Origin of the sequence: Shimia sp. R9_2 (assembly GCF_017743735.1) — a bacterium.
Lineage (GTDB): Bacteria > Pseudomonadota > Alphaproteobacteria > Rhodobacterales > Rhodobacteraceae > Shimia.
Genome location: NZ_JAGHRO010000004.1, coordinates 16,288 through 37,153 on the forward strand (window position 1 = coordinate 16,288; position 20,866 = coordinate 37,153).

The following is a 20,866-nucleotide window of genomic DNA, read 5'->3' on the forward strand; positions in this document are numbered from 1 at the left end:
GGAGATGGGGAAGTAACAACGCTTTCACAGTGGTTGAAAATGAACGAATAGGCTAGGGTCAGGACCCATTGATTTCCCTTTGGCAGCATGATTCACGGCTCAAAAACGAGCGGTGCTTATGTCTGATCTATTCTGGCTGACGGATGCGCAGATGGCGCGTCTTGAGCCCTTCTTCCCCAAGTCCCACGGCAAACCACGCGTTGATGATCGTCGGGTGCTGAGTGGCATTATCTTCATCAATCGCAATGGGTTGAGATGGCGCGACGCCCCTTCGGCCTATGGCCCACACAAGACGCTCTATAACCGTTGGAAACGGTGGAGTGACAAAGGCATCTTTGCCCGAATGATGGCCGGTCTGGCCGCCGAACACGGAGAAGAGAAGACTGTGATGATCGACGCCACCTACCTGAAGGCTCACCGTACCGCGACCAGCATGGGCGTCAAAAAGGGGGGCGTGGACGTCTGATCGGTCGTACGAAGGGCGGCATGAACACGAAGCTGCACGCCATCTGCGACAGCCAGGGACGTCCGCTGAACCTGTTCGTCACCGCCGGGCCGGTCAGCGACTACATCGGTGCACGGGCGCTGCTGAGCAGCCTGCCGGATGTGGACTGGCTGCTCGGGGATCGTGGATACGACGCCGACTGGTTCAGAGAAGCGTTGAAAGACAAGGGGATACGCCCCTGCATACCTGGTCGAAAGCAACGCAAGACGACGGTGAAATACGACAAGCGCCGCTACAAACGGCGCAACCGGATCGAGATCATGTTCGGCAGGCTTAAGGATTGGCGGCGTGTCGCAACGCGATACGACAGATGCCCGAAAGTCTTTCTGTCAGCCATCGCCCTCGCGGCACTTGTTATCTACTGGCTATGAGTCCTGACCCTAGGCACCATTGCCTAATGCTGTCTGAACACCAAACCATTCTATCGCCGAAACTAATGTGCCAAACAGACAATGTTGCCACTTTGTCATTTTACAGTGGAACACAGGGTTAACGCAAAATAACTGAAAACTTCGGGATTTCCAGAGTGTCATTTTACAATGGAAACTCAGGCAAGCCCTTGTTTTTAAAAGAAAAAATGAAGGTGCCGCACACGATTACAAATCAGTTGCTCTACCAGCTGAGCTATAGGGGCACTGACGCTTCCTCTAAGGGTTTGGCGCGGGAGCTGCAAGAGGTTTTTTCAGCGATTTGCACGGGCCAGCAAACCAACCGCCACAAGCCCCACCAAAACGATCAAAATCGCCCCCGGGCTGGCGTCGCCCAGGTTCTCCAGACTAGCCTGCTCATGCACCCTTGTGGCCAATGTATCAAAGTTGAAAGGCCGCAGCAGCATCGTCGCCGGAAGCTCTTTCACACAGTCCACAAACACCAGCAGAAGCGCGGAGCCGATGGAGGCCCGCACCAGCGGCAGATACACTTCCCAGAGCACCTGAACGCGGCTGCGGCCTAAGGAGCGCGCCGCCATGGGCAGGCTTGGGGCGACTCGCCCCATCGCGCCATCTGCAGCCCCCTGCGCAATCGCAAAGAAGCGCACGCAATAGGCCAGAATCAAAGCAAATGATGTGCCGGTCAAAAGCAGCCTTGAAGGGCCGCCTGTGACCGCTTCCATCAGATCGGCCAGAGAGTGGTCGATGGTCGCCAGTGGGATCAAGATCCCCACGCCAAGCACGGCGCCAGGGGCGGCATAGCCTATGGTGGTGATCGGCAGCAGCAGGCGTGGCAGGCTGCGGCCAGACAGGCGCACGCCATAGACCATGAACACCCCTGCGGTCACCGTGACAAAGGCTGCGATGCCGCCCACACGCAGCGTGTTAAAAAGCGCGGTCAAAAGTGCGGGATCCTGCCAGCGATCCAGATTGCCAATCGCCTGATGGGTGATCACCGCAAAAGGCAGCACAAAACCAATGGCAAAAGGCAACAGACAGAACACGCAGGCCAAGGCGCCGGCCGCTCCGGTCAGTTGGGCACGCTCAGGTGCGCGGTGCCGGGTGCTGAGGCTGAAGAACTGCACCTTGCGGCGGCTGATTTTCTCCATAGTGACCAGCACAATCACCAGCATCAGCACCACGCTCGAAAGCTGCGCCGCGCCACCCGCGTTGTTGCTTTCCAGCCAGACGCTGAAAATCCCTGTGGTGAGGGTCTGCACCGCAAAATAATCCACCGTGCCAAAATCATTCACCGTTTCCATCATTACGATGGCGGTGCCGGCAGCGATAGCAGGGCGCGCCAACGGCAGACCAATGCGCCAGAACCGGGCAAAGGCCCCTGCCCCAAGCGATCTCGCCACCTCTTCGCCCGCACCGGATTGCTCGCGAAACGCAGCGCGCGCCAGAATATAGACATAGGGAAACAGCGCCGCCGAAAGCACCAGGATCGCCGCCCCCATGGAGCGGATTTCCGGGAACCAGTAGTCCCGGCTGGTCTGCCACCCAAACAAGGAGCGCAGGCCGGTTTGCACCGGGCCAGCATATTCAAGAAAATCCACCAGCGCATAGGCGCCCACATAGGCCGGGATCGACAATGGCAACAGCAGCGCCCACTGGATCCAGCGCACCCCGGCAAAGCGGTAACGTGTCACCAGCCAGGCGGTGGTTGCCCCCATGGTGGCGGCCAGCGCCCCAACCGACACCATCAGCACCAACGTGTTGCGCATGTAGCGTGGCAAGGTGGTGGACAGCAGATGCGGCCAGATGTTTTCCACCGGATGAAAGGCAATCCACACCACCGCCAGGATCGGCGCCAGCACAACAGCGGCAATCAAAAATGCCCCTGCCGACCAAGGGTCCACCATGGGCAGGCGCTTGGGCTTGCCACCGGTGGCTGCGAGGGCCGGATCAGCGCCGGAAGAGGTCGAGGGAGCGGGAGTTTTCACGGTGTATTCCTTTTTCGCGCCCTTCTGTTGCCTGAATCTGGTTTCACTGTCCAGAAACGAAGCTATACTTGTGCCAAGCACAATCCAAAAACGAAAAAGAACATGCAGATTGTCCTACATGCGGGCGCGCACTACACAGACGAAGGCAAACTCCTGGGCAGCTTGAACCAGAACAAGGCGCTGCTGGCCGATCACGGCATCGCTTTGCCGCCGCCCAGCACCTATCGCCGCCAGATCCGCGACACGCTGGGAGAGATGAGCAAATCCGTGATGGCAACGGATTTCAAAGGCGCAGTCATGTCCGGCATGATTGGTGACGCAAAGCCTGACCGGCTGATCCTGTCCAACGACAATTTCTTCGGCGTGCCCCGCCGCGCCATCCGCAACAACATGCTGTTTCCCGCCGCACCGGAACGGCTGCGCACGATGTCTTCGCTTTTTTATGGCGAGGACATCGAGATCTTCATCTCCATTCGCAATCCGGCCACCTTTGTACCCGCGCTGGTCAAAGCTTCGCCCAAGCACAGCATCGAGGAAGTCACCGACAATTGTGACCCGCTTCAACTGCGCTGGTCAGATCTGATCCTCAATGTGCGCGAGGCCGTGCCGCATATGCCGGTCACCATCTGGTGCAACGAAGACACCCCGCTGATCTGGGAAGAGATTTTGCGCGAAATGGCCGGGCTTGATCCCAACACGCCAATTGAGGGTGGCACGTCGCTTTTGCAAAACATCATGAGCGAAGAGGGCATGGCGCGTCTGAACACTTTCCTTGCGGAGCACCCCGGCCTCACCGAGATTCAGAAGCGCCGGGTCTATGCGGCGTTTCTGGATAAGTTTGCGCTGGAAGATGAGATCGAAGAAGAGCTCGACCTGCCCGGTTGGACCGAGGCGATGGTGGACGCCATGTCAGACGCCTATGACGAAGATGTCTTCCGCATCGAGCGCATCCCCGGCGTGACCCTGATCCACCCGTAAGCCAATCGACGCGCTCAAAAACAAAACGGCCCCCAAAAAGGAGCCGTTCCAATCCGTGCAAACTCTGCGACTGCGCAGTTTACCCCATGCCAAGCGCCGCTTTGTACATGTCGATCACCGCCTCTTGCTCGGCAATGTCGTTTGGATCCTGCTTGCGCTCGCGCAGTATAGTGCGGATCGCCTTCACATCAAATCCACGGCCCTTCATCTCAGCAAAGACCTCTTTGATCTGCTCAGACACTTCTTTCTTTTCTTCTTCCAAACGCTCCACGCGCTCGATGAATTGCTTCAGCTCCTGACCGGTGACGCTGTATTGGGAGTCTGACGATGTGCCTTCGCTCATAAGTGACCTCTTGTCTTGCCTGATGCGCGTGTTCGGGACCTCCCGCAACACCCACGACGCCTGCTCAGACGCCAATTAATAAGGCTCGTATAGACCGCAAAGCGCGCCGCCATGCAAGGGGCACTCCGCGCGCATCGGCCAATTCTCTCGCAACATGCGGCCTCTGCCCCGGTTTGTCGCACAAGGCGCGCCCATGCTTGATCCCTGCCCCACAATCCGCTAGGCGCTTTTCACGGCTGACGCGGCCCCAACGGCCCGGCCTCGCAATTGAAGGAACACCACATGCAATGGATGATCTGGGGCGGCGCCCTCTTGTCGCTGATTGGTCTGCTGGGCCTCATGCTCTCCATCGTGAAAGTCGCCAAGGCCAAACGCGCGGGCCTCTCGGACGAAGAGCTGCGCGCCGCAGTTCAGAAGGTTGTCCCCCTCAACATGGGCGCGCTGTTTCTCTCCGTGATCGGGCTCATGGTGGTGATGGTCGGAATTTCCTTCTCCTGACCGCCGCCCCCGGCGCCATCGCGCTCAATTTAGCGAGTCAAATCCCTGCGCCTGTTTGATCAACTCATCAAATAGTGGCTCGGGCTGCCAATATTCCGCGTCGCCTTCTGCCAGAACCCGCAGCTGCGTGCGCAGCGGGATCAGCCCCAATTGATCGCTCGCCATCATTGGCCCACCGCGCCAGCGCGGAAAACCGAAGCCGTGGATCATGGCCACGTCAATCTCCGCAGGCGTTTTCACAACGCCCTGCCGCAAAAGCTTGGCGCCGGCATTGGCCATGGCCGCAAGGCAACTGCGTGTGATCTCCGCCTCTTTGGTGCTGGTCTTGGGCAAGGGCCGCGCGTCCTCGGCCAGTGCCACCGCCAACAGATCGCGGGCGGCCTCATCGGCCTCTCCCAGCGGGTGCTCCATCGAATAGAGATACCAACCTTTGCGCATATCGCGCCCTTCGCGCCCATTGCCATAAAGCGACGCAGACAGGCTGGCCCCGGCAATGCGCAACCCCGGCGCATTCAGCCCCAAAGCATCCGCCACCTGAAACGGCCCACGCGCCATGCCCCAGCTCAGCATCACCCGGTCGATCTCATAAGGGTCGGCCCCAAGGCGCAAAAGCTCCTCTGCCGCGCGAATACAGGCTCCCATCAGGGTCTGTCCGACAAGCCCGGCCTGCGCCTTGGCCGTCACCGGAAAAAAGCCCATCTTGCTCAGCGCGTCAAAACAGGTGGCCATCGCAGCACCACCGGTTTGCGCCCCAGCCCCGATCTCCACACCGGCAGTGCGCAGGTAGAGGTTCGGCACGTAAAGGCTTAAAAGATCTTCCGGATTCTCCGTCGCGCTCGCCAATGTCTCCAGCGGTGCAGCGGGGTCATGCACCACAATGAGCGCACCTTCATCCACAATACCATCGAGCTGGGCCACCAACTGACGGGACACTTCCTGACCCAACCCCACCGCTTCGATCACCATATCCGCCGCGCTCAGCGCCACCAGATCTTGGGGCGTCGACAAGGCCGCCCGCATGGCATCTGCCTGCGCGCCTGAAACCTGCCCGCGTTCCGTCTGCCGGTGCAGCACCGCCTCAAGGCGTTTTTGCGCCAGATCGAGTGCGGCAGGCACCTGCGCCACCATCACCACCTCAAAGCCGGAGCGCAGCCCCGCCAGCGCCAGCTCCGCGCCCAACCGGTCACGCCCGACAATCACACCAAGCGTCTTGATCTCCCGAGGCGCCTCCTCCAGCAGCTCCGACAAGCGCACCTCTCGGCGCTCCGCCAGTGCCACATGCTGCAATGCCGCGCGCTGCTTGCCATTCAGCAGCTCTTCAAAACGATCCCGCTCAAAATCCAAGCCGACATCAAACGGCAACAACGGCGCAACCCGCACGCATTCCACAATCGCGTGCCCCGCATCCTGCCCCTGCGCGGCAAGACGTTTGCGCCAGCTCTCAATGGATTTCTGATGTCCGGCAAAGTCGCTGATCTGCTCAAACGCCTCCCGCGTCGGTCTCGCTGGTTTGAACTGGGCAATGCAGGTCAGCGCAAAAAGAACCGTGGCTTCCTCGATATCGCCCTCAGCCACTTCATCCACCGCACCTTCCAGTTCTGGTGCGTTTGCAGGCAGCACCGCCCCCGCCAACAACAGCTTCAGCGCGGCATCCGCGCCAATCAATCGTGGCAACCGCTGCGTCGCCCCCGCGCCGGGGATCACCCCAAGCGCCGCGTCCGGCATGGCAAATTGCGCGGTGTGATGCGCGACGCGATAGTGACATGCCAGCGCAAACTCCAATCCGCTGCCCACAACAGCACCGCTCAATCCGATCACCACCGGTTTACCCGCCGCCTCAACCATGTTGCACAGATCGCCAAGCCGCAGAGGATTTTTGGGCGCGCCAATCTCCGCATAATCGCTGCCACCGGCAAAATCGCCCGCCGCGCCGATCAGGGCAATGGCCCCAACCATCTGATCCTCAAGCGCGCGCGCCACAGCCTCCTGCACCGCCTGGCGCACAGGCGCGCCCCGCGCGTCCGATGGCGGCTCTGACAGGGAAAGGATCGCCACCCCGCCCTCAACCCGATAGTCTAGCAACTGCGTCATGCCTCAACCCTGACAATCTTATGGTGCAAGTCTTTGTGTTTTCAGAGTTTAGCGGCCTGCCCCTCTCACGCAAGCCTGAGATCGCCGCCGCGCATTTTTTGACAGCAAATAGACCTGCACACCACCCTTGAAACATATGCGGTTTTTATTATATGTGCATCCTATGGAGGAATTCTAATGAAGCCAGACGTCACCGCCTTCTTTGATGATGCGACCAACACTGTCTCCTTTGTGGTCAAAGACCCGGAAGGCAGCGCCTGCGCCATCATCGACAGCGTGCTGGATTTTGACCACGCCGCCGGGCGGACCGATACAAAATCCGCAGATGCGATCATTGCGCACATCAAAGCCAACGCGCTGAAGGTCGACTGGATCTTGGAAAGCCACGTCCACGCCGATCACCTCTCCGCCGCCCCCTACCTTCAGGAACAGCTTGGCGGCAAAATCGGCATCGGCAAAAACATCACGCTCATTCAGGACACCTTCGGGAAAATCTTCAACGAAGGCACCGAATTTCAACGCGACGGCTCGCAGTTTGACCAGCTCTTCTCTGAGGGCGACAGCTTCATGATCGGCCAGATGCGCTGTGATGTTCTGCACACGCCTGGCCACACACCGGCCTGCATGACCTATGTGATTGGCGATGCGGCCTTTGTAGGCGACACACTGTTCATGCCGGATTTCGGCACCGCCCGCTGTGACTTCCCCGGCGGCTCCTCTGAGGATCTTTTTCAATCGATCCAGAAAATCCTCTCCCTGCCGGATGACACCCGCATCTTCGTCGGCCACGACTACAAAGCCCCCGGACGTGATGAATTTGCCTGGGAAACCACGGTCGCCGCGCAGAAAGCCAACAACGTGCATGTGGGGGCCGAGGCGGATCAGGCAAGCTTTGTCGCCATGCGCGATGCCCGCGACGCAACGCTCTCGATGCCCAAACTCATCATCCCCTCGCTGCAAGTGAACATGCGCGCAGGCCAAATGCCGGAACCGGATGAGGATGGCGATGTCTACCTCAAGGTTCCCATAAATAAGCTTTGACCCTCAAGGCACTGTAAGAAAAGGAAAACACATGTTGAACGCGATCCCCGCCGATTGGCTCTGGGGGCTGGCTGGCGGCCTGTTGATCGGCACCGGTGGTGCGGTCTTTCTGCTCGGCAACGGCCGTATCATGGGCGCAAGCGGCATCCTTGGCGGGCTGGTCGACGGCTCCGGACGCAGCAACTGGGCAGAGCGGGCGATCTTTCTGCTGGGGGTCTTTGCCCTGCCGCTTTTGTTGCTGCCTGTGGCGGGTCCGGTCGACACCCATGTGACCCAGAACCTGCTGGTGCTGGTTGCCGCCGGTCTCTGCGTGGGCATCGGCACACGTATGGCCAATGGCTGCACCTCCGGCCACGGCGTCTGCGGCATCTCCCGCCTGTCACTGCGCGGGATTGTGGCCACTGTGTTCTACATCCTCGCAGGCGGCCTGACCGTCGCGCTCTTTCGCCATCTTCTGGGAGTGATCTGATGCCCCGTTTCCTGCTCGCGTTTCTCGCCGGTGGCCTCTTTGGCACGGGCCTCTTTCTCTCCGGCATGACCGACGCCGCCAAAGTTCAGGGCTGGCTCGATGTTTTTGGCGCTTGGGACCCGACACTCGCATTTGTGATGGGCGGTGCCATCATCCCCATGGCGATCGCCTGGCGCATCGCTGAGGGGCGCAAGCCACTGGTTGGCGGCACCTTCCCCAAACCGCCAGAGCCGAAACTTGGCCGCAATCTTGTTGTGGGATCTGTGCTTTTTGGGGTTGGCTGGGGATTGGCGGGCCTCTGCCCCGGCCCTGCGGTAGCCTCTCTCAGCTATGGCGGCTGGCCGCATTGGGTGTTCTTTGCCGCGATGCTCGCCGGCATGATCCTCACCCCATTTGCACGCGCGCAGCTAGACAGAGCGGTTCCCGCCGAGTAATCAATCCGCATGGATATTCGTCAGATCACCGACCGCTTCTTTGCCGCGCCTCAGATTGACGCAGCAGACTTCGCCGCCCTTGCCGATGCTGGCTTTGGACTTGTCATCAACAACCGGCCCGACGGCGAAGTCGGCCCGGACCAGCACAGCGAAACCATGCGCGCCGCCGCCGAGGCAGCTGGTCTGAAATATGTGGTCAACCCGCTGACCATGGAAACCATGACCGAAGACCGTCAGGCGCTTCAGCGCGACAGTCTTGCGGATTGCGAAGGCAAAGTTCTGGCCTACTGCCGCTCCGGCACGCGCTCCACGATCTGCTGGGCGCTGGCACATGCGGGCGAGATGGCCTCTGAAGACATCGTCAACGCTGCCGCGCAGGGCGGCTACGATCTCTCCGGTCTAAAACCGCATCTCGATCAGATCAAAAACAACAAATAAGAATTTGATTAAAAATAGAAAAGCCCCGATTGATCGGGGCTTTTTCTTTGGGTATACGGCCGGACTTATGTGCCGGGCAGATCCAGATCCGCCAGCGCCATCGGATCACCGATATCATCTGAGCCCAGATTGATAAGATCATCCAGATCGTCCAACCCGCCAAAATCTTCCCCGCTGTCCGCATCCAATCCGATGCCGCCCATAGAATCCAGATCCGGCAGGTCGCCACCAAGATCAGGCAGACCACCGCCATCAAGATCGGGCAATCCGCCACCCAGATCAGGTAGGTCCCCACCCATGTCCGGCATGCCGCCGTCGAGATCAGGAAGGCCGCCGCCGCTGAGGTCTGGCAGGGCCGGAGTGTCCATATCAGGCATGCCACCCATGGCAGGCAAATCGCCGCCCATATCTGGCATACCGCCCATTGCAGGCATGGCAGGCTCATCCATTCCGGGAAGACCGCCCATATCAGATGCGCCTGCAAGGCCATTCGTCAGACCGCTCGCCAGCGCCGCGCCAGCAAGCCCCGGCACACAGACCGCACGCATCCCGTCGAGCTGACCAATGCGGGCATCCGCGATCACCTCACCACCCAGAGCCTCCAGCTTGGCGGATTTGATCGGATCTTCCGGAAGTTTCAGCACATCGCCAACCTGCAAGCCCTGAATTTGCGCAATCGGCATGGAAACCTTGCCGATCACCGCATTCAGCGTGGTGGTTGCCTGTTTGACCGTGCTCTGGAATTTCTCAGCACCGGATTTCTCTTCCTCGTCACTGCCTTCAACCAGCACTTCGATGTCGGGGAAAATCCACGCCATGGTGCCGGTTTTCTTGCCATGCTCCAGCGTGATGTCCATTACGAACATATGGTAGTCCTGCGCCATCATGCCCAGCGACAAGGTCCGCCGGTCCGCCACCATCGCGCCAAACTTATAGTGCTGCAACCATTTTGGCGGCTCGCCCTCTTCGCCCAGATTGCGGACAAACCGCATCAGCGCATCTTCCATCAACGGGGTGATCAATGCGGCATCCACACGGGTCGGTACACGATCCACAACCGGCTTCGGGATCACCTGTCCCAGCGTCTGGAATTCCACCAGACCGGCGAGCACCTGCATATCCACAGCCATGGCACCGGGCTCACCGTTCTGCCCTTCCAGAATGGCCAGCAGCGATTCTTCATCCAGAATCTCCTGCAGCGCACGGTGCGGCAGCGTGGTGTGGGTCACCTTGGTCACATCCAGCGCCAGATCGAGCCCCTTCTCAGCAGCCTTGGCCAACCCAAGCCGCATGGCTTTGGTCGGCGACATCGCCCGTGCCTGATGCTCGGTGCTGCCGTCCGTTGCCTTACGTCTGAGAATGGAGCTGCCTTTGGTCTCGCCCATGTTCATCACTGCCATATTTGTGGATCCGTTCCATGGCAGATTTGCCCCAATAAGGTTAACAGCCCCTCTACGAAGCCGCTAAAACGCCTTCAAAAACCGGTCATTGTGCCGCGAGCGCTGCGGATTGTGGCAGGATCACCCGAAAGGCTGCGCCCCCCTGTCCCGGCAGGTAGTCCACAGAGCCGCCCAGACGGGTCATAATCTCTCGGCAAATCGCCAATCCAAGCCCCGCGCCGCTGACTTTCTGCTCACCGGTCCGGGCGAATTTTTCAAAGATCACCGCCTGATCCGCTTTGGAAATACCGCTGCCATTGTCGATAAAATCAATCACCAGCTGCCCCTGCCCGTATTGCACCGAGATATGCAGCTTCGGCGTTGGCGCATCACAATATTTCTGAGCGTTTCCAATAAGATTGATAAAGACCTGACTGAGGCGATCAAGATCGGTGGTCAGGGTCACTTTCTCCGACAGAAGATCCCGCATCACCCGAAGCTCGACGGTCTGATTGCCCGTCAGCGCGCTTGACAGCGCATGATCAAGCACATCGCCCAGCACGCCGGTCTGCTCGTTCAGGCTCACCTGTCCGTTTTCCAGAACACTCAGGTCCAACAGATCGTCCAGCAGCCGTGTCAGGCGGATCGCCTCATCGTGGATGATCGAGCTGTAGCGCACCTTTTCCTTCGCACTCAGCCGGTCACTGTCGCGCAAAATCTCCGAAAAGGCACGGATAGAGGTCATCGGCGTGCGCAACTCATGGCTGACCTGACTGAGGAAGGCATCCTTCTGCTCCGAGATCTGCGTGAGCTTCTCGTTGGCCTGCCTCAACTGCCGTGCGGTGCGCGCCTGTTCTTCAGATTTCGCCTCAAGCCGCGAGGAATATTCCATCATCTGCGCGGTTTCATCCGCCACCGCCATCAGGTCTTCCACCGACACCGAGGCACCGCCCACAATCTGCCCGATCATCGCATGGGCCGTCGCCGCGCCCACAGAACCCGCCAGCTCACGCTCCAGCACCGCAAGGAAATCCGGTGACGGCTCGGGCACCAGTCCGCTCAAGCCCTGCCGACGCGCCTCGCGCTCAAACAACCGCTGCGCCTCCCGCGCGCCAATGATGCGCTGCGCCATCACCATCAGGTCTTCACTCTGCGCAAGACTCCCGCTCCAGCTCTGCGGCGTGCGGCTGTGCTCAAACACATTCACAAACTGCGCTCCCTGCAGCCGTTCAAGTGGTGAGGGAAAGCCCACCAGCGAAGCAATGAAGAAGCTCAGCGTGTTCAGCAGCATCGACCAGAAGATCGCATGCACCAGCGGGTCCATCCCCGTGATGCCAAAAAACGCCTGTGGCCGCAGCCAGCCAAGCCCAAACGGCCCCTCTGTCAGCACCGCAGTGCCGATCAGCGTTCCGGTCCCAAAGCTGGGCAGCAACAGCGTGTAGGCCCAGATCAGAAAGCCCACGCTTAGACCCACAAAGGCGCCGGTGCGCGTGGCCCCGCGCCAGAAAATCCCGCCAATCAGCACCGGCAGGAACTGCGCCACACCGGCAAAAGAGATCAACCCGATGGAGGCCAGCGCCGCCCCTCCGCCGGACAGGCGGAAATAGAGGTAGCCCAGAAAGACAACAGCCGCGATCGAGATCCGGCGCGACAACAGCACCACATGGCGCACATCGCCAGACACGGTCGCGCCCCCGCTTTGCGCGCTCAGCCAGATCGGCATGACAATATGGTTGGACACCATGGTCGAAAGCGCCAGCGCGGCGACAATCACCATAGAGGTCGCGCTGGAAAACCCGCCCAGAAACGACAGCATCGCCAGCCCGTCATTCCCCGTCGCCAGCGGCACGGTCAGCACAAAGAAATCAGGGTTGGCTCCGGGCGGCATCATATCAAGGCCAACCACCGCAATCGGCACCACAAAGAGGCTCATCACCATCAGGTAAAGCGGAAAGGCCCAGCTTGCCGTGCGCAGGTGATCTTCGTCCTCATTCTCCACCACCATGACCTGAAACATCCGCGGCAGACACAAAAATGCGGCCGCCGAGAGAAAGATTAGCGTCGCCCAGCGGTCACCGCGCATGTCCCACTGACCGATCTTGCTGGCGTCAATCCGCTCGAAAATATCGCTCACACCGCCCGCGACGCCCCAGACCACAAAGGCCCCAACCGCCAGAAGCGCGAAGAGTTTGACAATCGCCTCCACCGCAATTGCCATGACCACACCGTGGTGGCGCTCATTGGCATCAAGATTGCGCGTGCCAAAGACAATTGTGAAGAGCGCCAATCCGCAGGCCACCAGCAGAGCGTTGTTACCGTGATTAATCTCCGTCAACTCTGCTCCGTAAGCATCTGAGAAAACGCCAAAACTCACGGTGACAGATTGCAGCTGCAGCGCGATGTAGGGCGTGGTGCCAACCACCGCGAGAATGGTTACCCCAACCGCGAGCATATTGGATTTTCCGTAACGCGAGGAGATCAGATCCGCAATCGAGGTGATGCGCTGACTGCGCCCGATGCGCACCAGTTTGCGCAGCAACCACCACCAGCCGATCACCACCAGTGACGGGCCGATATAGATCGTCAGATACTCCAACCCGGAGCGCGCCGCATAGCCAACCGCGCCATAAAACGTCCAGGCGGTGCAATAGATGGACAGCGACAGCGTGTAGATCAGCGGACTGCGCAGCCAGCCGCCTTTGCCGTTGAGCGCCGCACGCTCCGCACCAAAAGCCACCGCAAACAGAAAGGCGACATAGATCAGGCAAACGCCTACGAGGATGTTTAACGCCCCCATCAGCGCCCCCCACCTTCCTCCTGCGCATCACTGCGTTTCATCAGAAAGGCAAACCAAGCCCCAAGCAGCACAAGCGCAAACCAGACCAGAAAGATATAGATGATGGCGTCCGAGCTGGCGACGCTGCCTGCACCATCTTCAGGGGTGGGCCACAGCAACGGCACCGCCCACAGCACAGCGCCCACAACAGGCACCATGCGAACGGTGTCAATCAACCTGCGACGGCGATAGCTCTGCCGCTCCAGAAACGGGATATTGGGCCGATCGCTCATTGAGCCTGCTGCTCACCCACCACCAGCTCCCGCACGGCATCCAGCACTTCGGCATTGGAAAATGGTTTGGTCATGAACCGGCTTGCGCCTGCGCGCGCGGCCATCTCACGATCTTTGACCTGCCCTTTGGCTGTCAGCATCAGCACCGGAATGCCTTTGGTGAGCTCAGCCTCACGCAGCTCCCGCAGAATGTCATAGCCATTCTTGCCAGGCAGCATCACATCCAGGATCACAACATCCGGCAACGCCGCAGTCACCACGCCAACGGCATCATGCCCGTTGGAATGGGTCGCCACAGTCCAGCCGTCCCGCGACAGAATAAAGCTGATTGCTTCAATGATATTGGGCTCATCTTCAATGACGAGAACATTCTTGCCCATGCAGCCTCCCCTCCCCGAAAGTCCACAAACGGTGGTCCATTTTTAGCGTGCGCTTGGCAAAAGCCAAGAGGATTTCTTGCGTCATGATCGCGCGGCCAAAAGTGAGGGCTCCCGGCGGCCGTCACAGAGCTCCAGCGGACAGACCCGACAGGAGGAGCCAACCGGGGCCCCGGTGTCATCTTTCACGTCCAGCGGAACAATCAACATATATGCGTGATACAGCGGTGCCACATTCACCTGTATCTGGCCCACAGGCTCAGAGACCGCATAACAGTCAAAATCCCGCGCCTCCCGACCTGCCATGGTCAGCCGTTGCCGCAGCGCCTGCATCGGACGTGACAGCGCCTGAAACAGCGGCCACTTCGGGCAAGCGCCGGAAAATCTCGGGATCGCAAAGCCTTCCACCGGTTTGCGCAACATAAGTGTGCCGGAGGCATCCGCCATCACAAGCCCAAGCGGGCGCTCAAGCAGCGCATCAGAGACCGCCGCCAGCCGCCGCAACACGGCGCTCAGCGACGCACCGGTTTCACTGACAAGCCAGGTCGGCTCCACCATACCGTCTTTCAGATGACGCGCGAGCATCTCCATCGGCAAATCCCGAGCATCCGCCCGCAGCTGCCGCACCACGCCCAGCGCCATGTCCCGCGCCGCCTCTGTGGTCAGCAACGGCTGATTGGCAACAAAAGCCTGCAAGGTTTCAAACGAGGCTTCGCCCAGCGCATCAAACTGAAAGTCATGGGCCTGCAACATGGCCTCCACCTCCTCCAGTGGCAGCGTCATGCCCGCCCGCGCATCCCCTGCGTCATCCAGATAAGACACCAACTGCTCCGCGCCTTCGGCAAGCCGTTGGCTGTCTTCGTTCAGGTTGCGGTGAAACCGGTTGCGCCATTCCGGCTCGATCTCCTTTGTTTCCGCCAGAATACCCGCCGTAGAGCGGATTGCCGTCACCATGGTCAGCATTTCATGCACCGAGGTCGCCAGATGCGGGTCATGCGTCAGCCGGTCGGTCAGCGTCGCCGCCGTATGTTCCAGACTGCGCAGCCTCTGGTGCTGCTCCGCAATTAGCGCCGCAAATCCGGGAAAACGTCCAGCAAATTCATCGCTGCGCGCCACCTCGGGTGAGGCCCCCTCCGCATCCGCCGCCGCCTCCCGCAATGTGGCCAGCAATGCCGCCTCCGCCCCCTCGCTCAGCAAAGAAGGTTCCACATCCAGCGCCTTGGCGATGTCGTTTAGCAACTTCCCGCCGATGCGACGCCGGTTATGCTCGATTAGGTTGAGGTAGCTCGCAGAAATTCCCACACGTTCAGCAAGTTCCGCTTGCCGCACCTTTGCAACCAAGCGCCGCTCACGTATACGGCTCCCCGCCAATCCGCTTTGTGGCATCACGTCCTCCCCGACGTTTCGCTTCAAAAACAATGACCTTCTGCGTCGCAGAATAATTTGTTTACAAATTGCTGCGCAGCAGTGCGAATTACTTTACAAAAAAATTGTTACAAGAAAAGCAGTTGTTGCGAAATTTTCGAGCCGCCTTCGATAATGAAACTGCACATCTGTGCGCGCGACGTCCGGGGAAGAGGAGCCCCTGTCGCACTTTACATAACGGGAGGATTATATGTCCAAAAGCAACTTTACACGTCGTGGCTTGCTTAAGACGAGCGCTGTTACCGGCGCCGGTCTGGCTCTGCCAACCATCTTTACGGCGCAGTCTGCTCACGCGTTCACCAACGAACCCACCGGCGGCACCGTGACTCTGGGCTTCAACGTGCCTCAGACCGGTCCATACGCCGACGAAGGGGCGGACGAACTGCGCGCTTACCAGCTGGCAGTTGAGCACCTCAACGGCGGCGGCGATGGCGGCATGATGAACACCTTCAGCTCCAAGGCGCTGCAAGGCAACGGTATCCTCGGCAAGAAAGTCGAGTTCGTCACCGGCGACACCCAGACCAAATCTGACGCGGCGCGCGCATCTGCCAAGTCGATGATCGAAAAAGACGGCGCAATCATGATCACAGGTGGCTCGTCCTCCGGTGTGGCCGTGGCTGTGCAGGCGCTCTGCCAAGAGGCCGGCGTGATCTTCATGGCGGGTCTGACCCACTCCAACGACACCACCGGTAAAGACCGCAAAGCCAACGGCTTCCGTCACTTCTTCAACTCCTACATGTCCGGCGCAGCGCTGGCACCTGTGCTCGCAGGCGCATACGGCAAAGACCGTAAAGCCTATCACCTGACAGCGGACTACAACTGGGGTTACACCACAGAAGAGGCCGTGAAAGCCTCCACCGAAGCCATGGGCTGGGAAACCGTTGCCGCGGTGAAAACCCCACTCACGCAAACCGACTTCTCCTCCTATATTGCGCCGGTTCTGCAATCTGGTGCCGACACGCTGGTTCTGAACCACTACGGCGGCAACATGGTGAACTCGCTGACCAACGCGGTTCAATTCGGTCTGCGTGACAAGCAGGTGAACGGCAAAGACTTCCAGATCATCGTTCCGCTCTACTCCCGCCTGATGGCGAAGGGTGCGGGTGCCAACGTGAAGGGCATCTTCGGCTCCACCAACTGGCACTGGTCGCTGACCGATGAGGGCTCCAAAGCTTTCGTGAAATCCTTCGGCACCAAATATGGCTTCCCGCCATCTCAGGCCGCGCACACCACCTATGTGCAGACCCTGCTTTATGCGGATGCGGTTGAGCGTGCGGGCTCCTTTGCCCCATGTGCCGTGGCAGAAGCTCTGGAAGACTATGAGTTCGACGGTCTGGGCAACGGTAAGACGCTCTATCGCGGCGCCGACCACCAGTGCTTCAAAGACGTGCTGGTTGTGAAGGGTAAAGAGAACCCAAGCTCCGAGTTCGACCTTCTGGAAATCGTTGAAGTCACCCCGGTTGAGCAGGTCATGTACCAGCCTGATCACCCACAGATGGGTGGCGCAGAAGCCTCTCTGGGCAGCTGTAACAACGGCGCCTAAGCGCTTTACGGGCGGGCCTTTATTGTGCCCGCCCCTCACGCCTAACCGGCCTCTCCGGACAACATAGGGACGGACCGATGGAAGCAATCATCCTTCAAATTCTGAATGGCCTTGATAAGGGCTCAGCTTATGCGCTGATCGCTCTCGGCCTGACCTTGATCTTTGGCACCCTTGGGGTCGTGAACTTTGCGCATGGTGCCCTGTTCATGATCGGCGCCTTCTGCGCTGTGACCCTCAGCCGCATTCTGACACTTTCTTACACCGTGGTTGATGAGACCAAGACCGACTTTTTGGGCAACCCAGCCAAGGTGGATGTGCCCTACGTCTATGATCTCTTTGGCCAGGCAACGGGCGACGCGATCATTGACTGGGCCGTCCCCCTGTCGATCCTCTTTGCCATTCCGGTCATGATGGTGATCGGCTTTGTCATGGAGCGCGGCCTGATCAAACACTTCTACACCCGTCCACACGCCGACCAGATCCTTGTGACCTTTGGTCTGGCAATCGTGCTGCAAGAAGTGATCAAGTATTTCTACGGCGCAAACCCGATCCCGACCCCGGCCCCTCAGGCCTTCACCGGGTCTTTTGATTTTGGCGCAGCGCTTGGCTTTGACCCCAATCTGATTATCTACCCCTACTGGCGCATCATCTACTTTGTCTTTGCCGCCATCATCATCGGTGCCGTGTTTGCCTTCCTGCAATTCACCACCTTTGGCATGGTTGTGCGCGCTGGCATGGCAGACCGCGAAACCGTGGGCCTTCTGGGCATTAACATCGACCGCCGCTTCACCATCATGTTTGGTCTGGCCGCTGCGGTCGCAGGGCTCGCCGGGGTCATGTACACGCCGATCAACTCACCGAACTACCACATGGGCATGGACTTCCTGGTCCTGAGCTTCGTGGTTGTGGTTGTGGGCGGCATGGGCAGCCTGCCCGGCGCCGTGCTCGCCGGCTTCCTGCTTGGCATTCTCGAGAGCTTTGCATCCATGCGCGAGGTTCTGGCAGTCCTTCCGGGCCTGAACCAGATCATCATCTACCTCGTTGCCATCATCATTTTGCTGACCCGTCCACGGGGCCTGATGGGCCGCAAGGGCGTCATGGAGGAATAACCAATGCTCGGTCTCGAAAAGAAAGATTTCCAGCTTCTGCTGGTGGTTGCCGGGCTGACATTGCTGGCACCCTTCATCCTAAACCCCTTCCCGGAAAGCTCCGGCATGGCGCAATTCAACGCGGGCTACCCCGACCTGATGCAGCGCTTTGTGATCTTCGGCATCTTTGCCATCGGCTTTAACATCCTCTTTGGCCTCACCGGCTACCTCAGCTTTGGTCACGCCGCCTTCCTGGGTGTGGGCTCTTACGGCGCGATCTGGATGATGAAGCTCATCTCGCTCAATGTGATCCCTGCGATCTTCATGGGCATTGTCGTGGCTGGCATCTTTGCACTGGCTGTGGGGTTCATCACCCTGCGCCGCTCGGGCATCTACTTCTCGATCCTGACGCTCGCCTTCGCGCAGATGTCTTACGCGCTGGCCTATTCGGTGCTGACGCCGATCACTGGCGGTGAAACCGGCCTGCAGATCAAATCCACCGATCGTCCGCTGCTTTCCAATCTGGAAGAAGGCGAAATCGGCCGTGCCAACCTCTTTGGCATGGACATGCGCGCCAGCTTTGAGCTGAACGTGGGCGATTGGCTCTTCACCTTCAACGCAGGCTACTACATCGCGGCGATTGCGATGCTTGCCAGCTTCTACCTCGCCATCCGCATCTTCCGCTCTCCTTTCGGCATGATGCTGCGCGCGATCAAATCCAACCAGACCCGCATGTCCTACACCGGTCTGAACCCGCGCCCCCACACATTGGCAGCCTTCGTGATCTCCGGCATGTATGCTGGCCTCGCTGGCGGCCTGCTGGTGGCGATGGACACACAGGTTGGCCCCGAGCGCATGTTCTGGACAGCGTCGGGCGAGGTGGTGCTGATGACCATCCTGGGTGGTGTTGGCACGCTGATCGGTCCGGTTCTGGGCGCAGGTGCGATCAAATACATGGAAAACATCCTGTCCAAGATCAACAAGGACGTTTTGCACCAGTGGTTCGCCTTCCTGCCTGATGGTCTTGAGGACTTCGTGATCACCCTGATCTACCCCTTCATCGGCAAAGGCTGGCACCTAACCCTCGGCATTCTCTTCATGCTGGTGGTGATCTATCTGCCTGGTGGTCTGGTCGAAGGCGGCCAACGCCTTGCACGCGCCCTGCGCGGCAAGAAAGCCTCTGATGAGGACGGCCCCAAGGCCTCCACGGAACCCGCAGAATAAGGAGACGGAAAGATGGGAATTCTCGAAGTCAAAGACGTAGGAAAGCGGTTCGGTGGCCTTCAGGCACTCTCAGACGTGAACCTCTCGGTCAAAGAAAACAGCGTGCACGCCATCATCGGCCCCAACGGGGCCGGGAAATCCACCCTCTTGAACTGCCTTGTGGGCAAACTCATCCCGGACACAGGCTCTGTCATGTTTGACGGCCAGTCCGTGCTGGGCCGCACCCCGCACGAGATCAACCAGATGGGCATTTCCCGTGTGTTCCAGACCCCCGAGATCTTTGGGGAGCTCACGGTGATGGAAAACATGATGATCCCCTGTTTTGCCAAACGCGACGGGGCGTTCTCGCTGCAGGCCATCGCCAATATGTTCAGCGAGAAAGACGTGGTTGAACGCGCCGAAAGCATGCTTGAGGACATGAACATGGCCGACAAGCGTCACATGCACGCAGCCTCCATGTCACGCGGGGACAAACGCCGCCTTGAGATCGGCATGTGTCTGGCACAAGAGCCGCGCCTCCTGCTGCTGGATGAACCCACCGCCGGTATGGCACGGGCCGACACCAACAACACCATCGACCTTCTGAAACAGATTTCGGACGAGCGCGACATCACCATCGCCATCATTGAACACGACATGCATGTGGTGTTCTCGCTGGCACAGCGCATCACCGTTCTGGCCCAGGGCACACCGCTGGTGGAGGACGATCCGGAAAACATCAAAGGCCATCCGAAGGTGCGCGAAGCGTATCTTGGTGAAACCGCTTAAGGGGGACAGAAAAAATGAACGTCAAACCCGATTTCTCAAAGGGCCACAATCTGGCCGAAACCGCCCCCGCCTATCTCTCCGTCTGGAACATGGAGAGCTACTACGGCGAGAGCTACATCGTCCAAAACATCAGCTTCAATGTGCACGAAGGCGAAATCCTCGCCCTTCTGGGTCGCAACGGCGCGGGCAAAACCTCGACCCTGCGCTCCATTGCCCGCATGAATGATCCGCAGGTGACGCACGGCGAAATCTGGCTGGACCACCAGCCGCTGCACCTGATGAAATCTTACGAGGCCGCCGCCGCAGGCATCGGTCTTGTGCCAGAAGATCGTTCCATCATTCCAGGCCTGACCGTGGAAGAGAACATCCAACTGGCACAGATCGCTCCACCCATCGGCTGGTCAATTGAGCGTCTTTATGAGCTCTTCCCCCGTCTGGGCGAGCGCCGCAAGCAGGAAGGCGTCACCCTGTCCGGTGGCGAACAGCAGATGCTCGCCATCGCCCGCGCCCTGTCCCGCGACCTCAAGGTGCTTCTGCTCGATGAACCTTATGAAGGCCTCGCGCCGGTGATCGTGGATGAAATCGAGAAAACGCTCCGCATCATCAAAGAACAGGGCATCACCACCATCATCGTGGAACAGAACGCCGTGCGCGCTCTGGAGCTCGCCGACCGCGCCGTAATCCTCGATACCGGCTCCGTGGTGTTTGACGGCGCCGCCGCCGAAGTCCTCGCAGATGAAGAGCTGCGCGCCGAATACCTCGCGATCTGATCCAACTTCTTAGGGGGGTGTCCGAAAGCCGTACTTGACCTCACGGCGCATC

Annotated in this window: 20 protein-coding genes; 12 read left to right on the forward strand and 8 right to left on the reverse strand. The window is 59.5% G+C overall.

Going from position 1 to position 20,866, the window contains the following annotated elements; all coding sequences use genetic code 11:
• Window positions 1-118: 118 nt before the first annotated feature.
• A protein-coding gene (locus tag J7400_RS10990) for an IS5 family transposase (protein WP_209063095.1) occupies window positions 119-876 on the forward strand; the annotation gives its coding sequence in 2 pieces (ribosomal slippage) (window positions 119-440 and window positions 440-876; 759 coding nt in all).
• 311 nt (window positions 877-1,187) lie between these two features.
• Here the strand turns inward: J7400_RS10990 and J7400_RS10995 are convergent.
• Window positions 1,188-2,798, reverse strand: coding sequence for an iron ABC transporter permease (locus J7400_RS10995; protein ID WP_209063911.1), 1,611 nt, complete (start codon window positions 2,796-2,798; stop codon window positions 1,188-1,190).
• 183 nt (window positions 2,799-2,981) lie between these two features.
• Here J7400_RS10995 and J7400_RS11000 point away from each other — a divergent pair, with 183 nt between their 5' ends.
• Window positions 2,982-3,857 (forward strand): hypothetical protein, encoded by an 876-nt coding sequence (locus tag J7400_RS11000; protein ID WP_209063097.1) that lies wholly within the window; start codon window positions 2,982-2,984, stop codon window positions 3,855-3,857.
• 79 nt (window positions 3,858-3,936) lie between these two features.
• On the opposite strand, the gene J7400_RS11005 is transcribed toward J7400_RS11000, so the two are convergent.
• Window positions 3,937-4,200, reverse strand: coding sequence for a DUF2312 domain-containing protein (locus tag J7400_RS11005; protein WP_209063099.1), 264 nt, complete (start codon window positions 4,198-4,200; stop codon window positions 3,937-3,939).
• Between the two features lie 282 nt (window positions 4,201-4,482).
• On the opposite strand from J7400_RS11005, the gene J7400_RS11010 reads away from it, so the two are divergent.
• Complete coding sequence (locus J7400_RS11010; protein ID WP_209063101.1) at window positions 4,483-4,698, forward strand: hypothetical protein; 216 nt, start codon at window positions 4,483-4,485, stop codon at window positions 4,696-4,698.
• A 24-nt stretch (window positions 4,699-4,722) separates the two neighbouring features.
• Here J7400_RS11010 and J7400_RS11015 read toward each other — a convergent pair whose 3' ends face one another.
• A complete protein-coding gene (locus tag J7400_RS11015; protein ID WP_209063103.1) occupies window positions 4,723-6,789 on the reverse strand; it encodes an enoyl-CoA hydratase-related protein in 2,067 nt (688 codons plus the stop codon).
• Between the two features lie 177 nt (window positions 6,790-6,966).
• On the opposite strand from J7400_RS11015, the gene J7400_RS11020 reads away from it, so the two are divergent.
• From J7400_RS11020 to J7400_RS11035, 4 genes are read left to right on the forward strand one after another with little or no spacing between them, the layout of a single operon-like run.
• Window positions 6,967-7,830 (forward strand): MBL fold metallo-hydrolase, encoded by an 864-nt coding sequence (locus tag J7400_RS11020; RefSeq protein WP_209063105.1) that lies wholly within the window; start codon window positions 6,967-6,969, stop codon window positions 7,828-7,830.
• A gap of 43 nt (window positions 7,831-7,873) precedes the next feature.
• On the forward strand, window positions 7,874-8,299 hold the full coding sequence (locus J7400_RS11025) for a YeeE/YedE thiosulfate transporter family protein (protein WP_209063913.1): 426 nt from the start codon (window positions 7,874-7,876) through the stop codon (window positions 8,297-8,299).
• Complete coding sequence (locus J7400_RS11030; RefSeq protein WP_209063107.1) at window positions 8,299-8,733, forward strand: DUF6691 family protein; 435 nt, start codon at window positions 8,299-8,301, stop codon at window positions 8,731-8,733. The genes J7400_RS11025 and J7400_RS11030 overlap by 1 nt, the downstream gene beginning before the upstream one ends.
• Before the next feature lie 9 nt (window positions 8,734-8,742).
• Window positions 8,743-9,171, forward strand: a complete 429-nt coding sequence (locus tag J7400_RS11035; RefSeq protein WP_209063109.1) for a TIGR01244 family sulfur transferase — start codon at window positions 8,743-8,745, stop codon at window positions 9,169-9,171.
• Between the two features lie 65 nt (window positions 9,172-9,236).
• Here the strand turns inward: J7400_RS11035 and J7400_RS11040 are convergent, their stop codons facing one another.
• The 5 genes from J7400_RS11040 to J7400_RS11060 form a co-directional block, all read right to left on the reverse strand.
• Window positions 9,237-10,571: a flagellar motor switch protein FliM gene (locus J7400_RS11040; protein WP_209063112.1), complete on the reverse strand. Its 1,335-nt coding sequence runs from the start codon at window positions 10,569-10,571 to the stop codon at window positions 9,237-9,239.
• A gap of 85 nt (window positions 10,572-10,656) precedes the next feature.
• The gene (locus tag J7400_RS11045; protein WP_209063114.1) at window positions 10,657-13,347 is read right to left on the reverse strand and encodes an ATP-binding protein; all 2,691 of its coding nucleotides are present in this window, start codon (window positions 13,345-13,347) and stop codon (window positions 10,657-10,659) included.
• The gene (locus tag J7400_RS11050) at window positions 13,347-13,619 is read right to left on the reverse strand and encodes a hypothetical protein (RefSeq protein ID WP_209063116.1); all 273 of its coding nucleotides are present in this window, start codon (window positions 13,617-13,619) and stop codon (window positions 13,347-13,349) included. The genes J7400_RS11045 and J7400_RS11050 overlap by 1 nt, the downstream gene beginning before the upstream one ends.
• Window positions 13,616-13,999: a response regulator gene (locus J7400_RS11055; protein WP_209063118.1), complete on the reverse strand. Its 384-nt coding sequence runs from the start codon at window positions 13,997-13,999 to the stop codon at window positions 13,616-13,618. Before J7400_RS11055 ends, J7400_RS11050 begins: the two co-directional genes overlap by 4 nt.
• A gap of 81 nt (window positions 14,000-14,080) precedes the next feature.
• The gene (locus J7400_RS11060; protein WP_209063120.1) at window positions 14,081-15,382 is read right to left on the reverse strand and encodes a helix-turn-helix transcriptional regulator; all 1,302 of its coding nucleotides are present in this window, start codon (window positions 15,380-15,382) and stop codon (window positions 14,081-14,083) included.
• A 229-nt stretch (window positions 15,383-15,611) separates the two neighbouring features.
• Here J7400_RS11060 and J7400_RS11065 point away from each other — a divergent pair, with 229 nt between their 5' ends.
• The 5 genes from J7400_RS11065 (at window position 15,612) to J7400_RS11085 (ending at window position 20,814) form a co-directional block, all read left to right on the forward strand.
• Window positions 15,612-16,964 carry a substrate-binding protein gene (locus tag J7400_RS11065; protein WP_209063122.1) on the forward strand — a complete coding sequence of 451 codons (1,353 nt, stop codon included), beginning with the start codon at window positions 15,612-15,614 and terminating at the stop codon, window positions 16,962-16,964.
• 77 nt (window positions 16,965-17,041) lie between these two features.
• Window positions 17,042-18,073, forward strand: a complete 1,032-nt coding sequence (locus J7400_RS11070; protein WP_209063124.1) for a branched-chain amino acid ABC transporter permease — start codon at window positions 17,042-17,044, stop codon at window positions 18,071-18,073.
• Between the two features lie 3 nt (window positions 18,074-18,076).
• On the forward strand, window positions 18,077-19,276 hold the full coding sequence (locus J7400_RS11075) for a branched-chain amino acid ABC transporter permease (protein WP_209063126.1): 1,200 nt from the start codon (window positions 18,077-18,079) through the stop codon (window positions 19,274-19,276).
• Window positions 19,277-19,288: 12 nt separating this feature from the next.
• A complete protein-coding gene (locus J7400_RS11080; protein WP_209063127.1) occupies window positions 19,289-20,044 on the forward strand; it encodes an ABC transporter ATP-binding protein in 756 nt (251 codons plus the stop codon).
• Window positions 20,045-20,058: 14 nt separating this feature from the next.
• The gene (locus J7400_RS11085) at window positions 20,059-20,814 is read left to right on the forward strand and encodes an ABC transporter ATP-binding protein (protein ID WP_209063129.1); all 756 of its coding nucleotides are present in this window, start codon (window positions 20,059-20,061) and stop codon (window positions 20,812-20,814) included.
• Window positions 20,815-20,866 lie beyond the last annotated feature (52 nt).